At 34.6% G+C, this 2,668-nt stretch carries 3 protein-coding genes; 2 read left to right on the top strand and 1 reads right to left on the bottom strand.

Annotated features, from left to right (window positions below):
- Positions 1–251: 251 nt before the first annotated feature.
- Positions 252–1,259, top strand: a complete 1,008-nt coding sequence (locus tag BANA01_RS28775) for a DUF3231 family protein (protein ID WP_034677010.1) — start codon at positions 252–254, stop codon at positions 1,257–1,259.
- Between the two features lie 770 nt (positions 1,260–2,029).
- Positions 2,030–2,392 carry a YciI family protein gene (locus tag BANA01_RS28770; protein WP_034677012.1) on the top strand — a complete coding sequence of 121 codons (363 nt, stop codon included), beginning with the start codon at positions 2,030–2,032 and terminating at the stop codon, positions 2,390–2,392.
- Positions 2,393–2,578: 186 nt separating this feature from the next.
- On the opposite strand, the gene BANA01_RS29400 is transcribed toward BANA01_RS28770, so the two are convergent.
- A partial coding sequence (locus BANA01_RS29400; protein WP_082799705.1) for a YjcZ family sporulation protein occupies positions 2,579–2,668 on the bottom strand: 90 nt, incomplete at its 5' end.

Raw genomic sequence — 2,668 nt, 5'->3', positions numbered from 1 at the left:
TCGAAAAAGCACAAAGAAGAAAATGTGAAGCAATGTATTTAAACAAACGGGTGCATGAGTAAGAGCTCTGGGCTGTTGTTGAGGCAGCTTTTTTATTTTGTACTAACGAAGAAGTTTAGTTGAAAAAAGAAAGAACACCCTAGTGCACATTTAACACTGTATAAAGAAGTAGGCTTTTTTATTTACATATTGTTAGGAAAATTAGGGAATATTGTACAAAAAAGATTGTTTGGTTAGATGGAGGTTTATTTATGGAGGAAGGCAATCTTGTAAAGCTTACATCAGCAGAGATAACAGCTCTTTGGACATCCTATATTAATGATACTGCCATTGCTTGTCAGTTTAAATATTTTTTAACCATAGTTGAGGATGAAAAGATTAAAGCATTAGTCAAACATGCATTTGAAATTGCTCAAGGAAATCTTAAAACACTAACTGAGATTTTCAAAAAAGAAAAGTATCCAATACCTTATGGATTTAAACTTAATGAGGATGTAAATGAAAATGCTCCTAGATTGTATTCAGACACATATTTTTTGAATTACCTCCATCAAGCATCACAAATTGCTCTGCAAGGGTACAGTATGAATCTGTCAGTATCAGTTAGAGCAGATGTTTACAGTCATTTTAGTGAGTGTATTTCACAATTAGTAAATTTTCTTAGGGAGGTTAAAGAGCTTTTATTATCTAAAGGTCTTTATATCAGGTCTCCTTATTTACCTACACCAGATGATATTGATTTTGTTAAAAAACAAAATTTCCTTAAAGGCTTTTTTGGAGATAAGAGACCCTTAGTAGGTACAGAAATATCTAACCTCTATGTTAACTTTCAAAGAAATGCTTTTGGAGTTGCAACCTTAATAGGATTTAGTCAAGTTGCACAATCAAAAGAGATAGCTAAGTTTTTATTTAGAGGTGTAGAAATTGCCAAAAAGCATTGTGATGTTTTTGGAGCTATCCTTAGAGAGGATTACCTTCCAGTACCTATGGCATGGGATTCAGATGTAACTGAGTCTACAGCTTATACTTTTTCAGATAAACTTATGATGTTCTATACTACATCCCTTATTGCCCTAAGTATTGGATTTTATGGTACTAGTATGGCAATGAGTCCTAGAAGGGATATAGGTCTGCATTATGTAAGGCTTACCGCTGAAATAGCTCTGTATGCTGAGGATGGAGCTAATATAATGATTAAAAATGGGTGGCTAGAACAGCCTCCTATGGCTCCTGATAGGGATGAATTAATAAAAAAATAGAATTAATTATAATCCATATTCAAGCCCTTCTGTATAAAAACTGAAGGGCTTATTTTATAATTTAGGACTTAAGCAATTCACTTAGAGTAACGGTCAGGATGTGGAAGAGTAATAATTTTAACTTGTTAGTAGATATTAAAACCAACCTATTCATAAAGGGTGTTACTAATGCGTGTTGTTCTGAGTCTAACACTTGTACTTTGTTGCTGGAAATTTGGAGATATAAAAAATTGGAGAAAATATTACTCCACTATTTTATACTTGATTGTAAATAATTTATTATATAACTTCTTTGTTAGCGGAAAAAAATATTTTCTATGGAAGTTGGAACCTGATCTTTTATTAAACCAAACCTTTTCATTTTTAGTACAAACTTTCATTATTTTCCCGTGTATTGTAATACTGTTTTTGTCGTATTTACCGATGTCTCAGAAGAAAGTAATATCATATTAATAATATCGGCATCAATTCTTGTTGGTATTGAAACCATAATGTATTTAGCTGGAAAAATTACATACCATAACGGTTGGAATTATTGGTGGTCAGTTGCCTTTAATTTTTTATGGGTTATTATGTTAAGATATCATTACTTTAAACCTATTCCTGCTTGGGTTGTTTCGTTTTTATTTACAGCATTTTTTATTATTTACTTTCATGTTCCATTACCTTAATACTAAACGTTCCTTTGTTCAATTAATAGGTGAGTTACTTAAAGTTTGGCTGCCATTTTCAGCAGAAAGCTATAAGCTAGTACAAAGGAGGAGTGACGAATGAAATTTATGATGGTTGTGAAGGCTTCGAAGGATTCTGAAGCAGGGACAATGCCAAAGGATCAGATGGAAAAGATGTTTGCTGCGATGAAAAAATACAATGAAGAACTGAAAAATGCAGGAGTTCTGGTATCAGTTGGTGGACTCCATCCAAGCTCCAACGGCATTCGTATTTCTTACCCTGTTCCGGGAGAACCGCCGACCATAACAGAGGGTCCTTTTGCCGAAGTCAATGAGTTAATTGCCGGATACTGGTTCATAGATGTGAAATCCCGCGAGGAAGCCATCGAGTGGGCGATGCGTGCGCCAGATCCGCATGGTCTTGGAGAAGGACAGATCGAGCTTCGCCAAGTATCTGAATAGACAAATAAGCTGCACGTCGGTTAACAATAATTCTATTGAAGTGGTTCCTGTTTCTCTATTTACAGCTTTACATGCCTGGCACACAAAAAGGCGATTCCCTAATGAAGGAATCACCTCATTTTTGATTTTACTTCAGGTAAAGTCAATTTGGAAAATGAAAACCCCAAAAAGGGGGTCCATTTTTTATTAGTATCCATAACCACAGAAACTAGATCCAATAATGACTAAGAGGATAAACAATACGATTAATAAAGCGAAACCTCCGCCAGCGTACCC

The organism is Neobacillus niacini NBRC 15566 (assembly GCF_001591505.1).
Lineage (GTDB): Bacteria > Bacillota > Bacilli > Bacillales > Cytobacillaceae > Neobacillus > Neobacillus niacini.
Note: the sequence above shows the minus strand (reverse complement) of the source record. Positions and strands in the feature narration are given on the sequence as shown.